This is a genomic window from Bacillus sp. AFS040349, from assembly GCF_002577655.1.
GTDB lineage: Bacteria > Bacillota > Bacilli > Bacillales > Bacillaceae > Metabacillus.
On record NZ_NUMC01000011.1, the window covers coordinates 33,166 to 51,315 of the forward strand.

22 protein-coding genes are annotated in these 18,150 nt (G+C 34.4%); 16 read left to right on the forward strand and 6 right to left on the reverse strand.

Annotation, left to right across the window (positions count from 1 at the left end; genetic code table 11):
- Positions 1–117 precede the first annotated feature (117 nt).
- The 3 genes from COD11_RS02975 (at position 118) to COD11_RS02985 (ending at position 2,753) form a co-directional block, all read left to right on the forward strand.
- Positions 118–1,254, forward strand: coding sequence for a DUF445 domain-containing protein (locus COD11_RS02975; protein ID WP_176550957.1), 1,137 nt, complete (start codon positions 118–120; stop codon positions 1,252–1,254).
- A 90-nt stretch (positions 1,255–1,344) separates the two neighbouring features.
- Positions 1,345–1,692, forward strand: a complete 348-nt coding sequence (locus tag COD11_RS02980; RefSeq protein WP_098795274.1) for a YlbF/YmcA family competence regulator — start codon at positions 1,345–1,347, stop codon at positions 1,690–1,692.
- A 188-nt stretch (positions 1,693–1,880) separates the two neighbouring features.
- The gene (locus COD11_RS02985; protein ID WP_098795275.1) at positions 1,881–2,753 is read left to right on the forward strand and encodes a Cof-type HAD-IIB family hydrolase; all 873 of its coding nucleotides are present in this window, start codon (positions 1,881–1,883) and stop codon (positions 2,751–2,753) included.
- Positions 2,754–2,789: 36 nt separating this feature from the next.
- Here COD11_RS02985 and COD11_RS02990 read toward each other — a convergent pair whose 3' ends face one another.
- The gene (locus COD11_RS02990; protein WP_098795276.1) at positions 2,790–3,344 is read right to left on the reverse strand and encodes a hypothetical protein; all 555 of its coding nucleotides are present in this window, start codon (positions 3,342–3,344) and stop codon (positions 2,790–2,792) included.
- A 154-nt stretch (positions 3,345–3,498) separates the two neighbouring features.
- Here COD11_RS02990 and COD11_RS02995 point away from each other — a divergent pair, with 154 nt between their 5' ends.
- Complete coding sequence (locus tag COD11_RS02995; protein WP_098795306.1) at positions 3,499–4,341, forward strand: phosphatidate cytidylyltransferase; 843 nt, start codon at positions 3,499–3,501, stop codon at positions 4,339–4,341.
- Between the two features lie 59 nt (positions 4,342–4,400).
- Here COD11_RS02995 and COD11_RS03000 read toward each other — a convergent pair whose 3' ends face one another.
- Positions 4,401–4,715, reverse strand: coding sequence for a hypothetical protein (locus COD11_RS03000; RefSeq protein WP_098795277.1), 315 nt, complete (start codon positions 4,713–4,715; stop codon positions 4,401–4,403).
- Positions 4,716–4,914: 199 nt separating this feature from the next.
- Between COD11_RS03000 and COD11_RS03005 the strand changes: the two genes are divergently transcribed.
- From COD11_RS03005 to COD11_RS03015, 3 genes are all read left to right on the forward strand, one after another.
- The gene (locus tag COD11_RS03005; RefSeq protein ID WP_098795278.1) at positions 4,915–5,379 is read left to right on the forward strand and encodes an STAS domain-containing protein; all 465 of its coding nucleotides are present in this window, start codon (positions 4,915–4,917) and stop codon (positions 5,377–5,379) included.
- A 115-nt stretch (positions 5,380–5,494) separates the two neighbouring features.
- Positions 5,495–6,991 carry a coproporphyrinogen III oxidase gene (locus COD11_RS03010; protein WP_098795279.1) on the forward strand — a complete coding sequence of 499 codons (1,497 nt, stop codon included), beginning with the start codon at positions 5,495–5,497 and terminating at the stop codon, positions 6,989–6,991.
- Positions 6,992–7,698: 707 nt separating this feature from the next.
- Positions 7,699–8,475, forward strand: a complete 777-nt coding sequence (locus COD11_RS03015) for an enoyl-CoA hydratase (protein WP_098795280.1) — start codon at positions 7,699–7,701, stop codon at positions 8,473–8,475.
- A gap of 157 nt (positions 8,476–8,632) precedes the next feature.
- Here COD11_RS03015 and COD11_RS03020 read toward each other — a convergent pair whose 3' ends face one another.
- On the reverse strand, positions 8,633–8,818 hold the full coding sequence (locus COD11_RS03020; protein WP_098795281.1) for a YhzD family protein: 186 nt from the start codon (positions 8,816–8,818) through the stop codon (positions 8,633–8,635).
- Positions 8,819–9,127: 309 nt separating this feature from the next.
- Between COD11_RS03020 and COD11_RS03025 the strand changes: the two genes are divergently transcribed.
- The 4 genes from COD11_RS03025 (at position 9,128) to COD11_RS03040 (ending at position 14,779) form a co-directional block, all read left to right on the forward strand.
- Entirely contained in the window at positions 9,128–10,366 is a 1,239-nt protein-coding gene (locus tag COD11_RS03025; protein ID WP_098795282.1) for a metallophosphoesterase family protein, read from the forward strand.
- Positions 10,367–10,376: 10 nt separating this feature from the next.
- Positions 10,377–13,364 (forward strand): ATP-binding protein, encoded by a 2,988-nt coding sequence (locus COD11_RS03030; RefSeq protein ID WP_176550958.1) that lies wholly within the window; start codon positions 10,377–10,379, stop codon positions 13,362–13,364.
- 165 nt (positions 13,365–13,529) lie between these two features.
- Positions 13,530–14,474, forward strand: coding sequence for a 3'-5' exoribonuclease YhaM (gene yhaM, locus COD11_RS03035; protein ID WP_098795284.1), 945 nt, complete (start codon positions 13,530–13,532; stop codon positions 14,472–14,474).
- An 86-nt stretch (positions 14,475–14,560) separates the two neighbouring features.
- Entirely contained in the window at positions 14,561–14,779 is a 219-nt protein-coding gene (locus tag COD11_RS03040) for a sporulation YhaL family protein (RefSeq protein WP_098795285.1), read from the forward strand.
- A gap of 57 nt (positions 14,780–14,836) precedes the next feature.
- Here the strand turns inward: COD11_RS03040 and COD11_RS03045 are convergent, their stop codons facing one another.
- A complete protein-coding gene (locus tag COD11_RS03045; protein ID WP_098795286.1) occupies positions 14,837–15,712 on the reverse strand; it encodes a peptidylprolyl isomerase in 876 nt (291 codons plus the stop codon).
- A gap of 333 nt (positions 15,713–16,045) precedes the next feature.
- On the opposite strand from COD11_RS03045, the gene COD11_RS03050 reads away from it, so the two are divergent.
- From COD11_RS03050 to COD11_RS03070, 5 genes are all read left to right on the forward strand, one after another.
- Entirely contained in the window at positions 16,046–16,129 is an 84-nt protein-coding gene (locus COD11_RS03050; protein ID WP_098795287.1) for a YjcZ family sporulation protein, read from the forward strand.
- Between the two features lie 81 nt (positions 16,130–16,210).
- Positions 16,211–16,327: a YjcZ family sporulation protein gene (locus tag COD11_RS03055; RefSeq protein ID WP_304362971.1), complete on the forward strand. Its 117-nt coding sequence runs from the start codon at positions 16,211–16,213 to the stop codon at positions 16,325–16,327.
- A 123-nt stretch (positions 16,328–16,450) separates the two neighbouring features.
- Entirely contained in the window at positions 16,451–16,534 is an 84-nt protein-coding gene (locus COD11_RS03060) for a YjcZ family sporulation protein (protein ID WP_098795289.1), read from the forward strand.
- Between the two features lie 118 nt (positions 16,535–16,652).
- Entirely contained in the window at positions 16,653–16,736 is an 84-nt protein-coding gene (locus COD11_RS03065) for a YjcZ family sporulation protein (RefSeq protein WP_098795290.1), read from the forward strand.
- Between the two features lie 47 nt (positions 16,737–16,783).
- On the forward strand, positions 16,784–16,867 hold the full coding sequence (locus COD11_RS03070) for a YjcZ family sporulation protein (RefSeq protein ID WP_098795291.1): 84 nt from the start codon (positions 16,784–16,786) through the stop codon (positions 16,865–16,867).
- Positions 16,868–17,072: 205 nt separating this feature from the next.
- Here the strand turns inward: COD11_RS03070 and COD11_RS03075 are convergent, their stop codons facing one another.
- A complete protein-coding gene (locus COD11_RS03075) occupies positions 17,073–17,252 on the reverse strand; it encodes a hypothetical protein (RefSeq protein ID WP_098795292.1) in 180 nt (59 codons plus the stop codon).
- 216 nt (positions 17,253–17,468) lie between these two features.
- Positions 17,469–18,008, reverse strand: a complete 540-nt coding sequence (locus tag COD11_RS03080) for a DUF3267 domain-containing protein (protein ID WP_098795293.1) — start codon at positions 18,006–18,008, stop codon at positions 17,469–17,471.
- Positions 18,009–18,150: the final 142 nt, after the last annotated feature.

Sequence of the window (18,150 nt, forward strand, 5' to 3'; positions counted from 1 at the left end):
TAGAAACCCCTTATTTGCTCGCCTAACAGACAAGCTCTATAATGTTCTTAGGCAGATGTTGATATAACATCGTATGTTTTTGAAAAAAAAAGGTGATGTTGTGGAAGGTAGATGGTAATGAAAGATGTAATTATGGCAGTGATAATGATTGTAATCGGTGCGGCTATTGGGGGAGTTACGAACTCATTGGCAATTAAAATGCTTTTTCGTCCTTATAAACCTCTTTATTTTTTAGGGAAAAGAGTTCCTTTTACACCGGGACTGATTCCGAAGCGGAGAGAGGAGCTTGCTGAACAGTTAGGAAAAATGGTTGTTCAGCATTTGTTAACAGCAGAAGGGATGAAACGGAAATTTTTACAATCACAATTTAGAGACCAGGTTATTACTTGGGGAGAAGCACAGATTAGAAAGCTTGTGATTTCTGAAAAAACTCCATCACAACTTATGATTTCATTAAATATTAATGAACCTGAGAAAGTAGTAAATGATACCGTAAGAAATTTTCTTTCTAGAAAACTCGAAAAAGTGGTAAAGGAAAACTCCCAAAAGCCGTTAAATGAGGTACTTTCTAAAAATGTTCTAGATGATGTTTATGTTGTTATTCCAAAGGTGGCTCAATTTATTGTTGATAAAGGCATTTCATATTTTGAAAGCAAGGAAGGTAAACAAAAGCTTGGCAAAATGATTGAAGATTTTCTTGCAACTAGAGGAATGCTTGGTAATATGATTGGGATGTTTTTAGGAAACGAAAGCCTGGTTGATAAAGTACAGCCAGAAGTTATTAAGTTTTTGAAAAACGACGAAACGAAAGTTTTAGTTACAACGTTAATTGGGCGTGAATGGAATTCTATTCAAGACATAACCTTTGATGAGCTTGATCAAAAATGGGGTATTGTTGAAAAAGGATCCCGCATTCTTGATGCTGTTATTGATACATTGAATGTTGATGAACTTCTATCCAAGCCAATCTCAACTTACTTAAAACCAAATGAAGAGAGAATTTTAAAAGAATGGCTTCCGATGGTAGTTGATGTTTCAACTAAATACCTTATATCTCATTTAGATGATATTTTACAACAGTTGAAGCTTGAAGATGTTGTGCGGGAACAAGTTGAATCTTTTGCAGTAGAGAGACTAGAGGACATTATTCTTTCAATATCAAGGAAAGAATTTAAAATGATTACCTATCTTGGAGCGCTACTTGGAGGGATCATTGGGGGATTACAAGCTATAATTGTCATGCTCATTCAATAAAATAGCTGGTTTTCTATGCAGAGATGAAAATAGTTTGTTATAGTGGAGAAGGAGCCTACATAGGTTAATACTAGAAAGGAGGCTCATCATATGCCTGAAAACTTATATGATGTTGCATACAATTTAGAAAAAGCTCTACGTGAAAGTGATGATTTCAAAGCGTTAAAAAATCTTTACGATGAAGTGAACGCAGATGAATCAGCAAGTAAGATGTTCGAAAACTTCCGTAACATTCAACTAAATCTTCAACAGAAGCAAATGTCTGGGCAGGAAATTACGCAAGAAGAAATTGAACAGGCGCAAAAATCTGTTCAACTTGTTCAACAACATGAAAAAATTGCCCAACTGATGGCGGCAGAACAACGCTTGAGCATGGTTGTTACAGAACTAAATAAAATTATTATGAAACCACTTGAGGAAATGTACGGAAGCTTATAAGACATACATAAAAATGTTCGTTCTTTAGCAGAATGGGAAAACCATTCTGCTTTTTTATGTTTGTATACGATCGAAACACACACAAATCCCAAACATTTCATCACAACACCACCACTCTTGTTCTATTTTTCGAAAGAGGGACATAACCTCATAATAGGTTTTAGACATCTGTAGAAGGGGGACTCGCTGTGACTTTTTACCGATTACTTGCATTGAATATCGATGGAACTTTGCTTCGTTCAAATGGTCGTCTTCAAGCGTCGACGAAGGAAGCAATTGATTTTGTGAAAGAAAAAGAGGTCTACGTGACTCTTGTAACAAATAGGCATTTTCAATCTGCCAAAAAGCTTGCGAAAGCATTAAAACTAGATTCATTTTTAGTCACTCATGGTGGAGCATTTATTTCCGAAAATCTAGATGAGCCTTTTTATGAGAAGCGACTATCTGAAGATTTAACGTTTAATCTTGTTCAAGTGTTGGAGAATTTTAATTGCAATATTCGTCTTACACATGAACGCTTTTCAATTGGAAATCGAAAAAAAATTGCTTCCAATTTACTTAGTAAGTCAATCCTTAATACATCAGATTCCATGTTTTATCCGGTTCAATTTGTGGATTCCTTAGGAGACACTCTTAGAGATGAGCCGGTTTCTGCCACGAAAATCGATGTTCATTTCAAATATGATGAAGAAAAAGAAGAGGCAGAAAAATTAATACAAGAGGCTTTTGATGAGGTTAATCTAAAAACCAACAGCAAATCTAAAAGTTTTGAGATTGTTAGAAAAGGGGTTTCAAAGGAAAACGGCTTGCGTGCCCTTGCTAGCCATTTGAAGATACCACTGCATGAAACTGTGGCTATTGGTGATTCAGATGATGATATTGAAATGATTAAGTCAGCAGGCTTGGGGGTAGCAATGTGGAATGCACCGTTTGAAGTGAAGCATGCAGCTGACTGGGTAACACGTTCTAATAATCAGCAAGGTGTTGCTTATATGGTAAAAGAGCATTTTCGCAAGCAGCAAAGACAGGATTTCTTACGGAAAATTAAAATTGATAAATAACAAGAAGGGAGAGAGCAGACTCTCCCTTCTTGTTATTTAAGAATGGTTTCTTTTAATAGCAGGGTATTCTGTTAATTTTCCCTCATAAACAAGCTGCAACTCATCGCTTTTTCGGAAATCGTCAGGAGTAATTAATGCTGGGAGTTTATCCCATAATTTAATTCCTGAGCGTTGAAGAATTTCAGCCACAAATTGTGAGCAAAAATAGGAATTACTAAATTCTACTGGTTCATTGAGGGAGACACCTAAAACTCCAAAGAGGTTATATAGAAACTTCTTTTTATTTTTAATAAAAACGTTTAACACACGTTTCATCTTTTCAACATCACGATTTGACACTTCAAGCTTATAAATAACACAGGTTGTATCAGGGTACTTACTGTAAGTTCCTGTATAAACATCTTCTTTTACAAATCCACCGTTAATTGGATTACTGGGGTTTTTCCTACCAAAGCTGTACATTTCTTTTAATGTTGGATCAAAGGCTATGGAGGCATGATTGTATGGAGCCTTTGTATATTTTTTGATAGATTTTGTAAATAACGTCCCAGTATCAGTGAGCAATATATAAACATATGTTTTGGCTGTCATATTATTACTTCCCTCTTTTATATCTTCCCGAAATATTCTATCCTTAATTATACAATAATTCATTTTTTTGGTGGGTGAAAACTTGATTACAACGCTTTGGACTTTATCGATCTTTTTACTTGTATTAAGTAGTGTGAGCATTGTTTTTATATTCATGAGCAAGAGGGAGCCAGAGAAGGATTTTACCGCTGTATTTTTAAGAGTAAAAACTTGGTGGGGAATGTTTGCGGTATTTTGTATGGCTACTTTATTTAATCCTGTTGTTTCATTGCTTTCATTAATGGTTTTATGTTTTTTTGCTCTAAAAGAGTATTTTTCTATGATGAAAACGAGAAAAGCTGATCGACGTTTATTTCTTTGGTCTTATTTAGCGATTCCTTTACAGTTTTATTGGATTTATATCGGATGGTATGGAATGTTTATTGTGTTTATTCCTGTCTATGTTTTCTTGTTTTTACCTCTACCAAGGCTATTAGGTAAAGGTACAAGTGGCTTTTTGCGTTCAGTAAGCTCAACACAGTGGGGATTAATGTTAATGGTGTTTGGGTTAAGTCATTTAGCGTATTATCAATTCGCAACACCTGAATACGGAGCAAATTTAGTTCTTTTTCTAGTTGTGTTAACACAAGTGAATGATGTTGTTCATTATTTGATTTCGATCTATATAGGAAAAAGAAAGGTAGTACCCTCAGCGAATCCTACCATTACATGGGAAGGGTATGTAGGTGCAACCATCGTCACAACAACAATTGCATACTTTATTTATCCTTACTTAACGCCTCTCGACTTAAAGTTTGGTATCATATCAGGTGTTTTGATTAGCTTAAGTGGATTTTTTGGAAGTTTAACCATTTCAGTTTTAAAACGTGACTTGCTTATAGGGGACCGTGAAAAATTACAGAACGTACAAAAAAGTTATTTAACACGTGTTGATAGTTTAACATATACCTCACCAGTATTTTTCCATGTTATCCGTTATTTTTATGAGTTTATGTAACCAAAGGGGCTGTCTAAATGGACAGTCCCATTTTTTCTTGTTATAGAACCTACTCTTTATTACTCCTTATATCGTAAATAATGGTAATTCTCCGTCGGAATTCGTTCTATAACATTTCCTTGCTCGTCCTTATAAACCTCATACTCTTGATATACTTCTACAGCATATCCATCCTCTTCTTTCAAATCGACTAGCCTGTTTTCAAATTCAGGTAAAGCAACAGACTCTTCTGTTTCAGTTGTAGCAGTTTCAGCATCATCAGCTGGTACTGGAATACTGACAATGGCTTGTTCCTTCTCAAAAAATTGTGGAGAATCTAGATAACCTATCATAGCAACTACTGCAACAATGATAACTGGAGCAATTTTTTTCAACAGCGATTGCCTCCTATATTTATATTCTTATTATTATTCTATGACCTTACTGGTGGATAATATTATCAATATTTATTTTTCCTAATATCGCTTGTTACTGTACATGAGTAATTGTTACTATTACTAGTGGAAAGAAATTATTCATTCTCATTCAAATAGCAAGTAGATATATATAAATGTTAAAATGAAGGGGCAAAATATGAACAAAGAATATGTAGAGAAGCTAGAAACAAAAATCAAAGAATATGAAGAAGTCATCTTAGAAATGTCAGCACCAATTATTCCATCAATTGTACCAGATACAATCTTAGTGCCGATTACAGGCATTCTCCTTGAAGAAAGATTTGAAAAAATTCGAATTAAGATTTTATCGTATATCCAAACACATGATATTGAGACGGCTATTATTGATATGACAGATATTACATTAGATAAAATTGAACAAATTGGTATGCGAGAATTAGGAAACGAAATCCATCAATTAACAGATGCGATCTTTTTAATGGGGGTCGAGCCTTACTATGTTGGTCTTTCTCCACAGCTTATTAAGGAGATTGTCTCGACTGGTGTGCAGATAAAAGCAGAGTCTTTTTCTACATTTCAATCAGCATTAAAACATTTAATGAAAAAGAAAGGCTTTGTCCTACAAAAGGCTTCTGTATAAAGATAACATTGACCGAGACACTTGTTTTTTGTACTATCAGAAAGTATAAGTTTTTCATGGATGATAGTATTAGAAACTAAAATGAGTTTTGAAAAAGATATAGGGTGATTATGAAATGAAAATATATATAAAAGGTATTGAAGATGAACGTTTCCATCGTCCGCTCACATTAATCGGAAATTTATTTTTTGAAGAAACAGAGCTCTGCTTTATAGAAGATGATCATACTCTTGAAGCAGAGTTTTTTATTCAAGAAGATGATGAGCGTGTTTCAATCACAGGAAATTTATTAACAGAGGATGGCAAGCGATACGAGGCAAACAAGGAGAAGCAAATTCCTGTTCATGTAGAAGGGAAGGAACGATTAAGACAAGTGAAAAACACTCTTTCGTTTGTTTATTTAACTCTTCTTCAGGATTACACAGGTATGATTCAAAAATGGGGAATTTTAACCGGAATACGTCCTACGAAGCTTTACCATAAAAAGCGGCAAGAAGGAATGTTAACAGAAAACATCCACAAAATGTTTAAGGAAGAATACTTGTTGTCAGATGAAAAAATTCATCTTATGAAGCAGATCGTTGAACGACAGCTAGAAGTCATTCCGGATTTAGATTCCCTTTCTAATGAGGTGAGTATCTATGTTGGCATCCCTTTTTGTCCAACAAAGTGTGCTTATTGTACGTTTCCAGCGTATGCAATCAATGGTAGACAAGGATCGGTTACTTCTTTCCTAGGTGGCCTTCATTATGAAATGAGAGAAATCGGTCGTTGGTTAAAGGAAAAGAACATTAAAATTACAACTGTTTATTATGGTGGGGGTACACCGACAAGTATTACAGCAGAAGAGATGGATATGTTGTATGAAGAAATGGCCGAATCGTTCCCGCATCTAGAAAATATTAGAGAAATTACAGTAGAAGCAGGCAGACCGGACACTATAACAAAGGAAAAGCTTGATATTTTAAATAAGTGGAAAATCGATCGTATTAGTATTAATCCTCAATCCTATACACAGGCAACATTAAAGGCGATTGGACGCCATCATACTGTTGAAGAAACAATAGAGAAGTTTCATTTAGCCAGAAGTATGGGGATGAATAATATTAATATGGATTTAATTATCGGCTTACCTGGTGAAGGTGTTGACGAATTTGATTATTCTCTTGCAGAGTCAGCAAAGTTGATGCCGGAGTCATTGACGGTTCACACACTTTCTTTTAAGCGTGCATCAGAAATGACGCAAAACAAACATAAGTATAAAGTGGCAAGCCGTGAAGAAATTACAACGATGATGGACCATGCAGTTTCTTGGACAAAGGATCATGGATATACCCCATATTATTTATACCGTCAAAAAAACATCCTCGGAAATTTAGAGAATGTTGGTTATGCCTTAAAAGGGCAGGATAGTCTTTATAACATCATGATTATGGAAGAACAGCAAACGATTATTGGGATTGGATGCGGAGCTGCAAGTAAGTTTGTTCATCCTGTGACAAGGAAAATTACTCACTTTGCCAATCCAAAGGATCCAAAATCATATAATGATGGTTTTAAACATTATACAAATGAAAAAATCTCTATTCTAGAAGAGTTGTTCTCTAAATAAAGAATGTAAACAGCAAGGTTTTGTAAATGAACGGGTTCAGTTTCCGAATACAAAAACTAAATTAGCACACCAATTAGCAGTCCTATTCGCAACTGAATAGGACTGCTTCTTTTTTGTAGATCTATATGGGGGTTAATTAAATAGACGGTAACTGTGCTCTAAATTCAAACCCATTCTAACATGATGATATAAGTTTTTGTCAGCATGAAAATTTGTAAGCTCATTGTTATTCTATTGGCGTGCAAAAAAGATATGTAACTATCAGGGGATGGGTGATGAAGTCTGAGAGGCGGATAAATAAAGCTACCCTCTTGTTTGTCCGAGAAACGATCGTTTTAAATAAGCGGAGTTTCTCCGGTTATACTGAAAAATGGAACTCTTTTTGGGGGATATAAGCGGAGTTTTTCCGGTTAAGTAAAGTAAAAGAGTCCATTTTCAGCTTTTACGATTAAATAGGCGTAATTTTTCCGTCTATTTAATCTGTTTTTCGTGTTAATTCCTCATTAAGAGGAATTTTTCCGCTTATTTTAGTAGAACTTTTCCAAACGATTCTTGAAGAGTTGGAAATCGCTTAATCGTTATTTGTATATGCCTTGTTGTTTTTTCTTTCCGCCTAAAATTATCAAGATACTAATACGTTAACAAGCAGGATATCAACCAGCTTTCTTGAATTAATATATTGAAATACATTTTAGGGGTGGATGAGAATGACATATCAAACGATTGAGCTGGTCAAAGAGGGGAATTTTGCTACATTATATCTAAACAGAGTTAACTCATTAAACGCAATGGACGTAGAAATGCTTCAGGAATTAGCTGAGTGCTTAGCTGATGTTGCTGCTTCTAATGTAAAGCTTTTGTTTGTTACTGGAAGAGGTCGTGCCTTTTCAGCTGGCGGTGATTTAAAAACGATGCTTTCTAACGCAGACGAATCAGGCTTTCAGACTGTGATGAACAATATAAAAAACATTATTGTCAGCTTATACACAATGCCTGCGGTAACAGTAAGTTTTCTTAACGGAGCTGCAGCTGGCTTAGGACTAAGTTTTGCTTTAGCATGTGATCAAGTATTTGCGGAGAAAAATGCGAAGATTGCCATGAATTTTATTAATATCGGTCTTATTCCAGATGGTGGAGGGCATTTCTTTTTAAAGAAAAGATTAGGAGAACACAAAGCTAAGCAAGTAATCTGGGAAGGCAAATCAATGACCTCTGATGAAGCATTAAAGGCAGGGATTATTGACATGGCTTATGAAGGAGATACAGAAGAACAGCTTGAATTGGTAAAAAGAAAATTGGAAGCGCGTCCATTGAAGGCAATGATCTCTTCAAAAATGATATATAGTGAACAAGAAAAACAGCTCTTGCTTGAAACATTAGACCTTGAAACTGAAAAACAATTAGAAATGAGAAGAACACAAGATCATCGTGAAGGAGTTGCGGCGTTTTTAGAAAAACGCCCGGCTCATTTTATCGGAAATTAATTAAATTGGAGGACTTATCTCCGATTCCTTTCCAGGAGGTTTATCTTCGATTATAAGAATTTATCAACGATTCCTGAAGGTTTTTCTAGGATTAGTCAAAAAACGGACAAACTACCCAAATTAAAAAGGAACTGCCTCACTAAGGCAGTTCCTCAATTTATCTTCCAAATAACACGAGCTTCCCAGCTGCAGATGTACAGCGGTGTGTTTTATCTGTATAATTTTGTTCTTCTAATTTACGTTGTCCAATTTCTTTTGCTTCATTTTCAGATTGAGCTTCAAAGCTCTCATCTAAAACTTTTTCCCCATTCTTTTCAAAAACCGTTAAATAGTAAGTCCCCATCTTCATTTCCTCCCCTTGTTGTAAACATTATAATTATATAATTCTTACTTCTATTATACTTTTCCTGCAGAAATATGAAACATTCTTTTGCCAAATTGGAAGTGTTTAGGATGCAGATACGAGTTTATTTTCGAGGCCATAGAACAATAATGATTTCCAATTTTAATCTGTTTTTCTCATACATAGGAGAACGATAAGTTTCATGTACGAAAATTAATCTTCACAGAACGTGCATTCGTATTTTAGAGATGATACTATATAAGTAGGGAATATTAATTGTTTACGTGGTTTATAAAGGATGGGACAAATATGAGTTCAATCAAGTTTATACATGCTGCTGATCTCCATTTGGACAGCCCGTTTATCGGATTAAAGCATATGCCTTCTAATCTTTTTGAAAGAGTGAGAGAAAGTACGTTCTTAGCATTTTCTAGAATGATATCACTTGCGATTGAAAGAGAAGTGGATTTTTTATTACTTTCAGGTGATTTGTACGATGAAGATGAGAGAAGTTTAAAGGCCCAGTTAAAGCTAAGAAGAGAATTTGAGCGATTAGAGCAAGCGGGAATCCAAGTTTACATTATACATGGAAATCATGATCATATGAGTGGGAAGTGGATTGATCTGAAGTGGCCTGGAAATGTTTATGTTTTTTCAAGTCATTCTGTTGAAATGAAGGAATATCGTAAAAATGATATACCGCTCGCCTATATTTATGGATATAGTTATCCAACCCGATCTCTTCAGGAAAATATAACCTCTCAATATATAAAAAAGGAAAATCCTTCTGTGTATCATATTGGTATGCTGCATGGGTCGATAGAGGGCAGTCAAGAGCATGATGTGTATTGTCCGTTTAAGCTTCATGAGCTAATTGACAAAGAATTTAACTATTGGGCTCTAGGACACATTCATAAGCGTCAGATTTTATATGAAAATCATCAAGTGATTGCTTATTCAGGAAACATTCAAGGACGACATCGTAAGGAAACTGGAGAAAAGGGCTGTTATTTAGTTGAATTGGAAGAAGGAGAAACGAAAAGTACGTTTGTTTCTACTGAAGAAATCTTGTGGGAAAACGTTGAAATATCAATTGATGGACTTCATCACTTTTCAGAATTACTGAACAAATGTGAGACAGCCATTGAATCCATTCGAAAGAAAGCTCAGCCAACATGTTTAACAATCGATTTAACAGGGGCAGGTTCTTTAGCCAATACTCTGCAGCAACAGGACATTGCTCAGGATATTATAGATATTTTTAATGAACGTGCTGAGGAGCAGGAAAACTTTGTTTGGATTGTGAAACTTATTAATAAAACATACAAAAAGAGGATTGATGCTCCTAAGCTTTCCACTTTCTATACTGATTTGCAAAAAACAGTAGATGACTATCATTCATTTGAAGAAGTGATAAACCCACTTATTAAGCACCCAGTATATCGGAAATATTTTAAAGAATACACCTTAGAAGAACAAAAGCAGCTACTGAAGGAAGCGGAGAAATTATTGCAAAACGAACTTTTACAACAAGGTGAAATAAAGTGAGGTGAACTCTTTGAAAATTGAAGAATTACATATTTATGGTTACGGTAAATTTGAAAATCAGCATTTTTATTTAGGCAAATCCAACCTACTTGTATTTTATGGGGAAAACGAAGCCGGAAAATCTACAATTATGTCATTTATACATAGCGTTTTATTTGGCTTTCCCACTAAACAACAAGCAGAAAATCGTTATGAGCCTAAACGAGCAACAAGCTATGGAGGTTATTTAATTTTAAGAAGTGAAGAGAACAGGCGACTTAAAATAGAAAGAGTACCAGGAAAATTTGGTGGGCAGGTCACAATTGAGATGGAGGATGGAACAACAAAAGATGAAGAATATTTAGGTGAATTATTATCTGGATTAGATAAAGAAACGTATCGATCTATCTTCTCGTTTGATGTTCATGGCCTACAGCAAATTCATAAAATGAGTTCAGACCAAGTTGGGAAATTTTTATTTTTATCAAGCATTTATGGTGCCGATGCATTATTTACGATTGAGGACAAATTAACAAAGCAACAGGAACTCATTTATAAGCCGAATGGTAAGAAGCCAACATTAAATGAAGAGCTAGTAGAGTTAAAGGATAGCGCTGCTAATATGTTAGAAGCTAAAAGAAAAAATAGTGACTACGAGCAATTATTAAAAGCAAAAGAATCCCTGAAGGAAAAGCTATCTCAAGTAGTAGTTACAAAAAAAGAAAATATGTCTTTACAGAGAGAGTTAGAAAGAATAAAATCTGTTATTCCCTTCATTAAGGAAAGAAACTGGTGCTTAGAACAATTGAAATCTTTGCCTGACACAGAGCATTTTCCGGAGGATGCCATTCAGCAGCTAGATCAGTTTAATATGTCAATTCAGCCAATTGAGATCAAATTAAATTCTTTAAAAAGTAACTCAGAGCAAGTGAACAAAGAGCTGGAAGATTTACTAATAAATGAGGCATATATTCAAAATAAAAAAGCGATTCATGAAGCACGTGAACAATTTGCTCTTTTTGATGAAAAGCAAAAGAAGCAATCTCATTTAAAAAAGAGAATTGAACAGCTACAGTATGAAATTGAACTTCTTAAACAAAGACTCTACCCACATATTAGTGATGAGGAAATATTGGAAATACATGCAACCATTCCTATGAAGGAAGCAATAAAGAAGATCATACTTGAGGATCAGCAGGCCAAGCAAAGAAAGCAGATGTTGGATGAGCAGTTTGAGCAATCAAGAAACTCAATTGAAGAAACTGAATGGAAAATAAATGAGTTGCATAAAGAAGAGCTGCCTGATGATGAAAGAAAGAATTTGGAACAGAAGGTCGAAGAATATAAAAATTTTAATACGAATCAACTTCAACAAGAACGAGAGAGACTTTTAAATGAATTAACTAGGCGTAAGAAAGAGCATAAACAGGAGAAAAAGCAAGGATCGATGTTAATTTATTTCTTAGTGATACTTTCCCAAATTGGAACGATATGGTCCTTCATCCAGCAGCATTGGATACTTTTACTAGTGTGTATCGCAATAGGTGTTAGTTTCATTCTTCAAGTGAAAAATAAAAAAACGAAAAAAGATCCACTTCTTCTGCATTTAACAATGGAGCTTGAGAAAATTGAAGTGTATTTAAAAAAGGGAATGGCATATGAATCATCCTCTTCTCAATCGCTACCAGAATTAATTCATCTTCTTAATCATGACCAAAAAATAAAACAAATGCTCCACCATGAGCAACTACTTTTTCAGCAACAAGAGAGAAACTACGAAAGAATTGTCAAGCAATATGAGGAGTGGGAAAAAACTCAGTTTCAATTAAAACAAAAGCAAGCTCATTTAGCTAAGTTGTTGAAGATTGATGAACATGCATCATCAGAGGCACTTTTAGAAGCATTTGAGTTATTGCAACAACTTCAGCATCTTATCCTTGAAAAGAACAAATTTATTGCTGAGGAAAAGTTGATAAAACAGGAATTGTTGAAGTATGAACAAATGGTTAGTGAGATCATAAAGGCTTGTGATATTGAAGGAAATTCAATCGAACAAACTGTTCATGAGTTGTTTAAGCAATTGAGCATAGAAGGAACAAAGAAGGAAAAACAAAAACAGTTATTAGAAAAAAGAAGAGAGTTGGATGAAGAACTTAGTGAATATGTTCAAAGCACTACATTTTTAAAACAGCAAAAAGAAGATTTTATCAAAAGTAGTGGATGTGAAACAGAAGATGAGTTCCGCAAACAAGCAAAATTGCATGAACAACGAGAAGCAGTAAGAAAGCAAAAGCAATGGATTGATAAACAGTTAGATACAGAAAAAGACATTGATATTGAAACACTTTCCAACACAAAAATTGACGATATTGAGGTAAGGTTACAAGAGATAGAGGAGGAAATAAACGTACTTGAAGCAAGTGAAAGGGAACTCCAACAAGAACAATCCAGTACTCTCATTAAATTAGAAGAGATGGAACAGAGCGGAACATATTCAAATCTAAGGCATTCTTTTGAAAATAAAAAGGCTATTGTTAAAGAGGAAGCAGAAAAATGGATGGTTAGAGCACTTGCTAAAGATTTGCTACAAAAAACAGTTCAGCGACACAGAGAAGAAAAATTACCTGAGTTACTGACATCCATAACTTACTTTTTTACAAGACTTACATCTAAGATGTATCACAATGTATATTTACCAAGTGATAAGCAGTCATTTATAGTGGAACGACATGATGGAACAAAGTTTTTTGCTGAAGAGTTAAGTCAAGCAACCTCGGAACAACTGTATTTATCGATACGACTAGCGATTATAAAAAATATTAACAAGCAAGTGAATTTGCCAATTATTATGGATGATAGCTTTGTACATTTTGATCATCGCAGAACATCAAACACCATTTCTTTATTAAATGGACTTAAAGAAGAGAATCAAGTGATTTATTTTACATGTCACGAGCATATCGCAAATACCTATCAGTCTCAGAATATGGTTAACCTATCACAAATAAATGTTAGTTAGTTTGGGTTAATGAAAGTGTTTTGCAGCCGAAAGAATAAAGGAACTATGCTATACTAGCCATACGATTATAAATTGATGATGTTTGAAAGATTGGCGATCACAGCAATGCCAAAAATGTAAGAAGCGAAATAATAAAGAAGATCCAACCGAGAGGAGCATATATAAATGGGAAAAGGGATTTTGCATTATGACGTTGGAGAACAAGTTGAAGTACACCTACTAATCAAAACTTCCACTAAAGGAATTGCAAGCAATGGTAAAGCTTTTTTAACTTTAATTTTACAAGACACATCAGGGGAAATAGAAGCAAAGCTTTGGGATGCATCACAGGATGATGAAGTCCTCTATTCCCCGCAAAGCATTGTCAAAGTATTAGGAGATATTCATCATTATCGTGGACGAAATCAGTTGAAAATTCGCAAGATCCGTCCGAAGCATGACGAAGAGCAAATTGAGATTTCAGATCTTCTCGAAACTGCACCTATAGCAAAAGAAGTGATGAATGAGAAGATTACACAATACATTTTTGAAATGAAAAACTCAAATATCCAACGTATTACAAGATATTTATTGAAAAAGCACGGTGCTGCTTTTATTGAATATCCAGCAGCGACAAAAAACCACCACGAGTTTGTATCTGGTTTAGCCTATCATGTTGTTTCAATGCTTGATTTGGCAAAATCAATAGCTGCTTTATATCCTAGTCTAGATACAGATCTTCTTTATGCTGGAGTTATTCTACATGATTTAGGAAAGGTTACTGAATTGTCTGGACCAGTTAGCACAACTTATACAGTTGAAGGAAACCTTATAGGTCATATATCCATTATGGTAAATGAAATTGCTAAAGCAGCTGAACACCTTCAAATCGAAGGGGAAGAAGTAGTAGTCCTACAGCACCTCGTTTTAAGTCATCATGGAAAGGCTGAATGGGGTAGTCCAAAACCACCTATGATCAAAGAAGCAGAAATTTTACATTATATTGATAATCTTGATGCAAAAATGAATATGATGGATCGTGCCCTTGAACGAGTTAAGCCAGGGGAATACACAGAAAGAGTATTTGCTCTTGATAACCGTTCCTTTTATAAGCCAACATTTCATAAATAAATAGGAATAAAATCGCTATTTCGTTCATATTCTCCTACAAAAGAGCTTGTTCAAGTGTACAAGTCTTTAAAAGGGGAGGAAGTATAATGTTTGTTATGCCGTGGTGGATTTATTTATGTATTATAGGGATTCTTGTAAGTGGATATATGGCGTTTAAAACAGCACGACAAGATAAACAAATTGATGATACGTTCATTGAACAGGAGGGTCAAGTGTATCTTGACCGTATTGAAAAGGAACGTCAGAAAAAAAGAGATCTATTAACACAGCAACCGGAGCTACAAGACGATCAAACAGCAAGCTAAGATATTTCTACAAACAAAGGCTCTCGTCAAAACGACGAGAGCCTTTAATTATTGGAATTATTCTTTTGTTTCTTCTTCTTTTTCTGCTGGTTCTTCTGCTGCTTTAAAAGTATCCTTTAAATCTTCATCCTTCACTTCTACATTTGATTCTTCAATTGCTTTGTCTAACGCATTTTGAATTGTATCAGGTTGTTGGATTTTTTGGTTGCGTACTTCTTCTTTTAAGGATTCTTTCATTTCTTCAAGTGGTTTCACTGTTTCTGTTACTTTGATGATGTGGAAACCATAATCTGACTTAACAGGTGCACTTACTTCACCTTCTTTTAATTTAAAGGCTGCATCCTGGAATTCTTTAACCATTGCACCTTCACCAAACCATCCAAGATCTCCACCGTTTTGAGCTGAACCAGGATCTGTAGAGTATTCTTTTGCAAGATCTTCAAATGATTCACCCGCATCTAATTTTTCCTTTACTTCTTTTGCCGTTGCTTCATCTGCAACTAAAATATGGCTTGCTCTAATTTGACCTTCCAGTGTATCGTAGTAAGCCTTAATATCTTCATCTGTAACTTCGGCTTCAGCTTCAGCTGCTTTCTTTCTAAGCAGATCCACTTTGACCATTTGTTTTACAACATCTTCACCTTGAGTTTGGACAACACTTTCAAATTGAGCACCGTATTGTGTTTTTAAGTTATCAAATTCACTTTGAACTTCTTCATCCGTTACTTCATATTTTTCACTTAATACTTTTTCATGAACGAGCTCTGTTAACACATCTGCACCGAAACGAGCCTTCATTGCATCGTAGAATTCGTCCTTCGTAATATTACCAGCTTTTGTTTCTACAACAACTTCAGAGTCAGCATTATTGTTGCAAGCACTTAGTGCAAGTATGCTAGTTGCTGCTGCTAATACAATTGCGATCTTTTTCATCTTTACTACAACTCCTAGTTATGAAATTTAACAGTATCTAGCTTGCTATGTATTTTAGATAGTACAAGAAATACTATACCATAATGTGACAAGTTCAAAAAGTTTTTTCAGATTAGGAATTCCATGGGAGAATGGATACTATTATGTATCTTCTCCAAATAAGAAGAAAGCTAAAATCATTAATAAAGAAAACTCATTAACTATGGCTTTGTATATGAACAAAGCATACCTAAAGAAAAAATAAGCTAATTCCTCAAATCTGGGCAAACGTCCAAACAAAAAGCCTGAATTTATATAGGATATAAGTGTAAAGAGAAAAGGAGGTAATTAGTTATGAGCTTTGGTTATTCAAATAGCTTTGCTTTAATCGTTGTGCTGTTCATTTTGTTAATCATCGTTGGAGCTTCTTACCTTTAATAAAATGAGATGTCCTTGATTGTATGTTCAAGACATAAATCATAGGCAACCATCCAACCATTATGAACAAATATGACCTTTATGATAAAGAAAAAGATAAGGGAGGTACTTGTTATGAGCTTTGGATTTTCAAATAATTTTGCTTTGATTGTTGTACTGTTCATTCTACTAATCATCATTGGGGCTTCTTATCTTTAATCGACACTAATGAGATGTCTTAAATAGACACTAGGATAAAATATGAAGAAATTGGGCAAACGTCCAATCACCTCAAGTCAAATGACCATAGAATAAAGTATAAAAGATAAAGGAGGATTCATTATGAGCTTTGGTTTTTCAAATAACTTTGCTTTGATTGTTGTACTGTTCATTCTGTTAATCATCATCGGAGCTTCTTATCTTTAAATCTTACAATGTCTTTATAAGACATTAAGATAAATATGAAGGAATTGGGCAACAGTCCAATCACATTAGTACAAATGACCATAAGATATAGGGAAAGAGATAAAGGAGGTAATTAATTATGAGCCACGGTTTTACAGGAAACTTTGCTTTGATTGTAGTATTGTTCATCCTATTAATTATTATTGGAGCTTCTTACCTTTAATAAAGTCATATAAATAATTTGTATCACCTTGAAAAGGGGGTGTAATAATGAGCGGTGCATATACAGGTGGATTCGCGTTAATCGTTGTATTGTTCATCTTGTTAATCATTGTTGGTGCAGCATGGTTATAAGATAAACATTAAGAAAAGCTAACAGGGTGTCCCTGTTAGCTTTTTAACTTTTAGATATGTATGGTTTTTGTATTTTACCATTATGAAATTTCGAGCCCCGAGGAAAATAAAGACATGCGTTTTTAAGACACTCATACATAACGATTACAAGAATGGAGCATGAGATCATTTTAACCGAGGCTACTAAGAAGATAAAACATATGAATTACGTATACAGAATTTCAATATATGAAGAGATTAACAAAATGGTAATAAGAACATTTATTGTTCTAAAAACTTTTGTTTGGCGGTCTTCAGGAATCTCGCGAACTAAGCATAAAGCATTTGTAAGCTTGTTTATATAAAACAAGATAAAGACTGCAAACAAGATAAAGAAGATTATCATTTTGAGATCCCCCTTCCCTCATTATACATATTAGATTACCAGACTATTGGAGAAAAAGATAGCATTGACAACTATTACATTTCAAATATATGTCAAGATAACACTGCAAAGGCAAGCCTTAGTAGAAATTACAGACACATAGTTGCCCTTATTATAGCCCTAAGTTAAAGCTTTATAACAAATAAAAAAGTGACAAGCCGGAGCTTATCACTTTTTCTATTTATTTTGAACAAGAACTTCGTAACCATCCTCAAATTCTTCGATAAAACATTGCTTAGGAGCAAAGAGTAGATGTTTTAAAAGGAGAAAATCCGGAACACAAAGTCCAATATGAAATGCCATTGCAATGCTAAAATAATGCATGTAGGTAGGCAAATATATACTCCCAAGTATAAAAAGAATCGAGCAAGTGACAAAAGGTGTTAGAAGTGAAGCAATCATTTCATTTTTTTTCATTCCCTGACATGCTTTTAATTGAATGGTGGGGAATAAGTGAAAAAGTTTAAGCTTCGCTGAAACTCTGCAGCCACAAAGAATTAAAGGAATAATGTGGAGCAGTTTATGAAAAGGATGCATGCTAATTAATAACAGGACAAACATTAAAAAGTGTCCGTCTTTGAGATGTACTTTTGAATAAAGAAGATTAATAGGTAAGTAGGTTAAAATAAACGAAAGAATCATCGTTAATAAAGATATTAATATGATTCTATATAGTCCAATATCTTTTGTAAGGTTGATGGTTTTCCAGCAGCTCATCGTCTCACCGTCCACGTTTGTTAAAACTAAGTACTACCATACTGTACGACGGTGCAAAGAAAAAATCAATATGGAATTTGGAATTGGATCCCTTTTAGATAAAAAGTATCAATTTAGATGTTGCTTCATACTAGTTGTTTAA

Excerpts from the sequence above, each read along its gene's own strand:
- COD11_RS02980 (WP_098795274.1), top strand. The coding sequence starts at position 1,345 with ATGCCTGAAAACTTATATGATGTTGCATACAATTTAGAAAAAGCTCTA.
- COD11_RS03070 (WP_098795291.1), top strand. The coding sequence starts at position 16,784 with ATGAGCGGTGCATATACAGGTGGATTCGCGTTAATCGTTGTATTGTTC.
- COD11_RS03010 (WP_098795279.1), top strand. The coding sequence starts at position 5,495 with ATGAAAATATATATAAAAGGTATTGAAGATGAACGTTTCCATCGTCCG.
- COD11_RS03025 (WP_098795282.1), top strand. The coding sequence starts at position 9,128 with ATGAGTTCAATCAAGTTTATACATGCTGCTGATCTCCATTTGGACAGC.
- COD11_RS03045 (WP_098795286.1), bottom strand. The coding sequence starts at position 15,712 with ATGAAAAAGATCGCAATTGTATTAGCAGCAGCAACTAGCATACTTGCA.
- COD11_RS03060 (WP_098795289.1), top strand. The coding sequence starts at position 16,451 with ATGAGCTTTGGTTTTTCAAATAACTTTGCTTTGATTGTTGTACTGTTC.
- COD11_RS03050 (WP_098795287.1), top strand. The coding sequence starts at position 16,046 with ATGAGCTTTGGTTATTCAAATAGCTTTGCTTTAATCGTTGTGCTGTTC.
- COD11_RS03040 (WP_098795285.1), top strand. The coding sequence starts at position 14,561 with ATGTTTGTTATGCCGTGGTGGATTTATTTATGTATTATAGGGATTCTT.
- COD11_RS02990 (WP_098795276.1), bottom strand. The coding sequence starts at position 3,344 with ATGACAGCCAAAACATATGTTTATATATTGCTCACTGATACTGGGACG.
- COD11_RS03020 (WP_098795281.1), bottom strand. The coding sequence starts at position 8,818 with ATGGGGACTTACTATTTAACGGTTTTTGAAAAGAATGGGGAAAAAGTT.
- COD11_RS03015 (WP_098795280.1), top strand. The coding sequence starts at position 7,699 with ATGACATATCAAACGATTGAGCTGGTCAAAGAGGGGAATTTTGCTACA.
- yhaM (WP_098795284.1), top strand. The coding sequence starts at position 13,530 with ATGGGAAAAGGGATTTTGCATTATGACGTTGGAGAACAAGTTGAAGTA.
- COD11_RS03055 (WP_304362971.1), top strand. The coding sequence starts at position 16,211 with ATGATAAAGAAAAAGATAAGGGAGGTACTTGTTATGAGCTTTGGATTT.
- COD11_RS03080 (WP_098795293.1), bottom strand. The coding sequence starts at position 18,008 with ATGAGCTGCTGGAAAACCATCAACCTTACAAAAGATATTGGACTATAT.
- COD11_RS02995 (WP_098795306.1), top strand. The coding sequence starts at position 3,499 with ATGAGCAAGAGGGAGCCAGAGAAGGATTTTACCGCTGTATTTTTAAGA.
- COD11_RS03075 (WP_098795292.1), bottom strand. The coding sequence starts at position 17,252 with ATGATAATCTTCTTTATCTTGTTTGCAGTCTTTATCTTGTTTTATATA.
- COD11_RS03065 (WP_098795290.1), top strand. The coding sequence starts at position 16,653 with ATGAGCCACGGTTTTACAGGAAACTTTGCTTTGATTGTAGTATTGTTC.
- COD11_RS02975 (WP_176550957.1), top strand. The coding sequence starts at position 118 with ATGAAAGATGTAATTATGGCAGTGATAATGATTGTAATCGGTGCGGCT.
- COD11_RS03005 (WP_098795278.1), top strand. The coding sequence starts at position 4,915 with ATGAACAAAGAATATGTAGAGAAGCTAGAAACAAAAATCAAAGAATAT.